We start from the raw sequence: 6,203 nt of genomic DNA, 5'->3' as shown, positions 1-6,203 counted from the left end.
GTTTACGGGCCGCAAGTAACAGAAATGCAAATGTCAGATCGCCCGTGCGCCTGTTAGGGCGCGGCTGGTAAGAAAGCCTTACAGGCGCATATGAAGAACCCCCGGCTAGGCCGGGGGGTTCCTTTTTTCGCTTCGCTCAACGCATAAAAAAGAACGGCGCTCACGTTTCCGCAAGCGCCGGGATGAAAGGGTTATTCAGGCTTTATTTGAACGATAGCCCGGAATGCTTTGATACTATTCAGCACAGAGAGCATGGAGAACTGTAATGCTTTACCGGCCTCTGCCTGATTCCGCCTGTGTTCGCGTAGTTCCCGTTCACAAAGTTCAAAAGCCAGACTGATGAACTCTTGAGCCTTGATTTCAAAATCTTCCAGTGCCACATGATTGTAAGTACGTTTTGCCATTTCCAAACTCCTTGGAGGTTGGAGCAGGCCGCGTATGGCGCACACTACGTCACTGATTTTATCGCCTTTTCTCCATAAGACGATGGCGTTGGTTCGCCCAAGGGTATGCAGCCTTTATTCTGCCATACCTAGGACGCTCTACACAAAAGGCACCAGATGCATACGCCATGCGGTATGCTGATGTTGGACGCCTTGCTGTGCGCAGCAGCTTGGACGAATTACTCAAATTTGAAATTAATCGTGATTCAGCAGGATTGAGCAATCTCCTGTTTTACAAATTTGATAGAAGCTATTGATTTTATTTTCGTCTGACACCTGCAATGCAGAGAGAACATCCGTTGCGAATTCCACATACCCTGTGGGTTTGGCTGTTATGATGTTCCCGCAGCACACAGACTGTTTATTTTCAAAGTATGCTTCGCCGGAGTATTCTCCTTTGGCCTCGCCGGACAACACAGATTGGTCGATGAATGTGTGGGACAATCTATTTAAAAAGCCATGCACGGCAAGAAAAACAGATGCGTCACAGATAGCGCCGAGAACCGCTTTTTGCGCGAGAGCCCTACGCACCAAAGGGATAACTTTTTTGGCATCCGGTTTGTGCCAAGCAGTTCCACCCACAAGAATGAGCGCGGCAAACTTTTCGGGTGCGTCATCAAAGCTATAGTCTGGTGTGATACTGAATCCTCCGATGGAGGGCACCGGCTCTTTCGTGAGCGAAACCGTTTTTACTGCATATGGATTACTCCAAAGGCCAAATCCCCAGCGCAAACCAGCGGCTAAAAGCGCTGGCTCCCAATCCGCGTATTCGGGAATCAAAACAAAAAGCGCTGTTTTATCCTGCATACCGTCTCCTTTTTTGCTCGATGCTCTCTGCCATCGGGCAATGCGTTGGTTTACAGGTTGTATATTATCCATTAACATCATGGATACCTAATGGCATTATTTCATTGGTGGAATTATTTTCATGCATACCTTGAGAGATATAAACTTGAATCTTCTGGTCGTACTCCATGAACTGCTTGTGGAGCAAAGCGTAACCCGCGCTGCGCACAAGTTGTCCATGAGCCAGTCGGCGGTCAGCCACGCATTGTCCAAACTGCGTCTCATGCTTGACGACGACCTGTTCATTCAGGAAAGGCGTGGAATACGTCCTACAGCAAAAGCGCTTGAACTGCGGGATGACCTTGAAAAGGCGCTTCACCATGCCAATGCCGTTTTGAACCCTGGAGACGGCTGGAGCGCAGTCACGATGAAGCGAACATTCCGCATCGCCATCTCCGACTATGGAACATACCTGTTGCTATCACCCCTCCTTGCTCGTGTTCGCCAGGAGGCACCAAGCGTCGATCTATTTTTCTCGTCGGCAGATCACCACCTCATTGCATCGCACCTCATGAGCGGCAATATCCATTTTGGCTGCTGCATAATGGATTCAGTATATAAAGACCTTTGCGTTTCTCCTTTGTTTCAAGAAAAACTTGTGTGTATAGCGGGGAAGAAAAGCCGCCTCGCCAAGCAGAGTACGTTGTCTCTTAAAGAGTATCTGGATTCGCCGCATATGGTTGTTGCCTCACTGACGAATGCATACTCCGATGTTGACGCTGCTCTGTCGAAAAAGGGGCATAAGCGCCGTGTGGCGGCTGTCATTCCTCATTTTGTAGTGGCCGCGAAATCCATTGAAAACACTGACATGATTCTGACCCTGCCATACCGTCTCGCCGCTGCAATGCCTGAACTTGCCGAAACGCCCCTCCTTACCCCTCCGGTGGAGGCGGGAACATATACATACGGCCTTGTGTGGCATCCTCGCTCACGAGAAGATAAAGGGCACTCCTGGCTCAGAGATATTTTCAACGAAGTTGCCGAAGAGGCTGCCCGACAAGCGGAATAAGCTTGTTTCCCCGTGGCTCTTTTCTCTGAGGCAGACGAAAGACGGCAACCGCAAAATGCTGGGTGCCGCCTTTCAATTCTACAGTGCCTCCTGCACGCATCCACGTTCAGTCCAAAATTGTCCAGTAAAAGCCACCTGTACCCGCTGAAAGTGCTGGTACGATAGCTGGTACAATTTCAGTTCCTCCTATTTTTATCTAGAAATTCCAGTTAGATATTTTCGCTTGACGAACAAGGCCGAGAACGAAGCAAGCGGCGTTGTTTCCACAGCTCTGACCAATCTGGCGCTGTACCGCGATCCCGTGGTGGCGCTGAACACCGGCCATTGCGACTTTCGCATTGATGACCTGATGAACCATGAAAAGCCGGTGAACCTGTACCTGGTGATTTCCCCGGCGGACATTGACCGGATGCGCCCGCTACTCCGGCTTATGGTGGATATGATTGTGCGGCGCATCTGCGCGAAAATGGAGTTCGCTGACGGCTCCAGCAAAGCGAGCTACAAGCATCGCCTGCTGCTCCTCCTGGACGAGTTCACGAGCCTCGGCAAGTTGCCGATCATGGAAAAGGCCCTGGCCTACATCGCCGGTTACGGCGGCAAGGTCTACATCATCGTTCAGGACATTACCCAGCTCAACGCCGTGTACGGCAAGGAAAACGCGCTCATGGCCAACTGCCATGTGCGAATCGCTTACGCGCCCAACACCATTGAAACGGCCAAGACACTTTCGGACATGACCGGCAAGACAACGGTGGTGGAGGAAAAGGTGTCGCTCTCCGGCTCGCGCACCGGGCACATGAAAAACGCCTCGGTCAACGTGACGGAAACTGCCAGGCCGCTGCTCACACCTGACGAGTGCATGCGACTGCCCGGCCCGGAAAAGGACAGCCAGGGCCGCGTCATCAAGCCGAGCGATATGCTGGTGTTCACGGCAGGCCAATCTCCGATTTACGGTCGGCAGATCCTGTACTTCTTTGATCCCGTCTTTTCGTCACGCTCCAAGGTGCCGGTTCCCGGCCTGAATACCGCATATCCCAGCGGTATCAGCGATTCGCTGTACCAGCCGCGCCCGGCGTCCTGGTACACGGCCAAATCGTCTTCTTCCGCCTCCAAGGACACGGAACCCTCACCCATTCCTACTCAGGAGAGCGCCAGTGAACGCTATTTCATGGAATAGCCGGATTCGGCGCGGGCTCTTTGCCGTTCTGTGGCTGCTGGCAGCCGGGCTTCTTGCTCATGCCTCCGGTTTGCGCATCAACCCCACGCCGTCCCTGCCTGAAGGCATCTATCGCGTTGTGCCGCGTGAACCGGCAAAAGGGGATCTGGTCAGCTTTTGCCTGCGCGGCGAGTTTGCCGATCTGGCCGGTGAACGCGGCTACCTTCAGGCCGGTTCCTGCAACAACGGCCTGCGCCCCTTGCTCAAACGTCTGGCAGGTATGCCGGGCGATTTCATAGATGCCGAATCCCTGGCCGTCCACACTACGGACAGCCAGGGGAGGCCCATGCTTTCCGCGCTGCGCTCCGGCGTTATTCCGACGGGAATGGCCCTGGTGCTTGCGGATCATGAAGGCAGTTTCGACAGCCGTTATTTCGGGTTCGTTCCCTTGGAAAATCTCCAACGGGTCGAGCCTGTTTTTGTTTTCAACCTCAAAGGAGAATGACCATGCAACATAAAGAATATCTGGCAGCCGCCGCCCGTGCGGCTGCGGAACAGCTTGCCGCTGATCCGGCGCTGTATATCCCGCTCGATCCGGACGTGGCCGACTACATGGGCGCGTTTACCGAAGACGCCATTGTGCTGGCAGATTTGATTGAAGACGCGTTGCTTACCATCAACGGTCAGGGGGAGGCGGTCTATGAGCGGTAGCAAGAAGCCTGAAACCCCGGAAAAGGCCAAGCGCCGCCCCTTTCATGAAGAATTTGCGGAAAAGATTATTGAGCATCTGAAGGCCGGAACAGCTCCCTGGCAATGGCCCTGGCATCCGGGCAAAACACTTTCCGCTCCGCACAATCCGGCCTCCGGCACAGTGTACCGGGGCATGAACCGGGTGCATCTGGCGCTTTCCGGCTATGACGATCCGCGCTGGATGACGCTGCGCCAGGCCAACGAGGAAGGTCTGCGCATCCTGCCTGGCAGCAAGGCCACGCCCGTGGTCTATTTCCAGTTCACCAAAGAGCAGGAGCGCCTTGGTGAGGACGGCAAACCCGTGCTCGGAGAAGACGGCAAGCCGGAAAAACAGACGGTGCAACTGGACAAGCCCCTGGTGCGTTTCGCTCACGTCTTCAACGCCGAGCAGATTGACGGCATCCCGCCTGTGGAACTCACGGACAAGGCCTTTGAATGGGAGCCGGTGGAAAAGGCGGAAAACATCCTTGACGCCTCCGGCGCGAATATCAAGCACGATCAGAGCAACCGGGCCTTTTACCGTTACGCCACAGACTCCATCCACCTGCCGCCGCGTGAAAACTTTGAAGAACCCGGCCTTTATTACGGCACGGCCCTGCATGAGTTGGGGCACTGGACGCGCCACTCCAGCTGCCTGGATCGGGAAAACGGCCCGTTCGGCTCGGAAATGTATGCCCGTGAAGAGCTGCGGGCGGAAATCGCCTCCTGGATGCTCGGTCAGGACATCGGCATTCCCCACGATCCGGAGCAGCACGCGGCCTACGTCAATTCCTGGATCAAGGCGCTGGAGGATGATCCGTATGAAATCGTCCGGGCCTGCCGGGACGCGGAACAGATCAAAGAATATGTCCTGGGACTGGAAATGAACAAGGAAGTGGCGCAGGAACAGGCCTTGGAACGCCCGACGCAAGCGCTGGAACAGGAAGAAGGCATCACTGCAATGGGACTCCCAGCAAACCCGGCAAAGGAAAAAACCTTCCTGGCCGTGCCGTTCAAGGAAAAGAACCAGGCCAAAAAGCAGGGAGCGAAATGGGACAAGGACAACAAGCTCTGGTTTGCGCCGGAGGGCACGGATCTGAACCAACTTTCCCGCTGGTTGCCGGAAAACGCTCCCAAGCCGGAACAGAAGCGCACGTTATCGCCACAGGAAGAATTCGCCCTGGCCCTGAAACAGGTCGGGCTGGATCTGGACGGCAAGGCTCCGATCATGGATGGCGCTATCCACCGTGTGCCGCTCCTTGGCGGTAATCGCGGCGAGTTGGACGGCGCATACTGCGGCTTCCTGGATGAACGCCCCGCAGGCTGGATGCAGAACTTCAGTTCCGGCGAAAAGGCAAAATGGATGGCCAGCGGCCATGCCCTGAGCAAGGAAGAAATTGACGCCCAGCGGGAGGAGATCGCCCAAAAGCAGGTCGAACGGGCTGAACAGCGCTTGCAGGCTCAGAAGGAAGCGGCGGAAATGAGCCAGGCGGCCTGGGACATGGGTAATGAGGCGCATGAGGATCATCCCTACCTCAAGGCCAAGGGAGTTCCGCCCATTGGCCTGCATGAAAATTGGGCAGGCGTGCTGCACATCCCGGTACGCAACGTTGACGATGAATTGCGCGGCTTGCAGACCATCGATGCCGATGGGCAAAAACGCTTCGTGCCGGGCATGGAAAAGTCCGGCAATTTTCACCTTATTGCCGAGCCGGGGAAAGATCTCTCCCAAGGGGAAATCCTGCTCTCCGAAGGCTACGCAACCGGCGCGAGCCTGCACATGGCAACGGGCAAACCCGTGGCCGTGGCTTTTGATGCTGGCAACCTGGAGCCGGTGGCCAGAAAGCTCCGCGAGAAATACCCCAATGCCGCGATCACCATCTGCGCGGACAATGAGATAGGCTGGAAAAAACGGACGCCATAGTCCATATCCATTGAGGAGGTTCTATGACGAAAGCACCACGGGGACGTTATTCACAGGAATTGAGGCAGCAAGCCGTCACCATGGCGGTTGATGATG

At 55.1% G+C, this 6,203-nt stretch carries 7 protein-coding genes; 5 read left to right on the top strand and 2 right to left on the bottom strand.

Features of this window, described 5'->3' with window-relative positions; translation table 11 throughout:
- Window positions 1-191 precede the first annotated feature (191 nt).
- Window positions 192-404, bottom strand: a complete 213-nt coding sequence (locus V6C07_RS06375) for a hypothetical protein (RefSeq protein ID WP_333535515.1) — start codon at window positions 402-404, stop codon at window positions 192-194.
- 234 nt (window positions 405-638) lie between these two features.
- Window positions 639-1,250: a DJ-1/PfpI family protein gene (locus tag V6C07_RS06370; RefSeq protein WP_333535514.1), complete on the bottom strand. Its 612-nt coding sequence runs from the start codon at window positions 1,248-1,250 to the stop codon at window positions 639-641.
- Window positions 1,251-1,395: 145 nt separating this feature from the next.
- Here V6C07_RS06370 and V6C07_RS06365 point away from each other — a divergent pair, with 145 nt between their 5' ends.
- From V6C07_RS06365 to V6C07_RS06345, 5 genes are all read left to right on the top strand, one after another.
- Window positions 1,396-2,298, top strand: coding sequence for a LysR family transcriptional regulator (locus tag V6C07_RS06365; RefSeq protein ID WP_333535513.1), 903 nt, complete (start codon window positions 1,396-1,398; stop codon window positions 2,296-2,298).
- Between the two features lie 223 nt (window positions 2,299-2,521).
- Window positions 2,522-3,475 carry a type IV secretory system conjugative DNA transfer family protein gene (locus V6C07_RS06360; RefSeq protein WP_333535512.1) on the top strand — a complete coding sequence of 318 codons (954 nt, stop codon included), beginning with the start codon at window positions 2,522-2,524 and terminating at the stop codon, window positions 3,473-3,475.
- Window positions 3,453-3,959, top strand: a complete 507-nt coding sequence (gene traF, locus V6C07_RS06355; RefSeq protein WP_333535511.1) for a conjugative transfer signal peptidase TraF — start codon at window positions 3,453-3,455, stop codon at window positions 3,957-3,959. Before V6C07_RS06360 ends, traF begins: the two co-directional genes overlap by 23 nt.
- A gap of 2 nt (window positions 3,960-3,961) precedes the next feature.
- Window positions 3,962-4,165: a hypothetical protein gene (locus V6C07_RS06350; protein ID WP_333535510.1), complete on the top strand. Its 204-nt coding sequence runs from the start codon at window positions 3,962-3,964 to the stop codon at window positions 4,163-4,165.
- Window positions 4,155-6,107: a zincin-like metallopeptidase domain-containing protein gene (locus tag V6C07_RS06345; RefSeq protein WP_333535509.1), complete on the top strand. Its 1,953-nt coding sequence runs from the start codon at window positions 4,155-4,157 to the stop codon at window positions 6,105-6,107. The genes V6C07_RS06350 and V6C07_RS06345 overlap by 11 nt, the downstream gene beginning before the upstream one ends.
- The last annotated feature ends 96 nt before the right edge of the window (window positions 6,108-6,203 follow it).

The sequence above is a fragment of the Desulfovibrio sp. 1214_IL3152 genome (assembly GCF_036763055.1).
Lineage (GTDB): Bacteria > Desulfobacterota > Desulfovibrionia > Desulfovibrionales > Desulfovibrionaceae > Desulfovibrio.
Note: the sequence above shows the minus strand (reverse complement) of the source record. Positions and strands in the feature narration are given on the sequence as shown.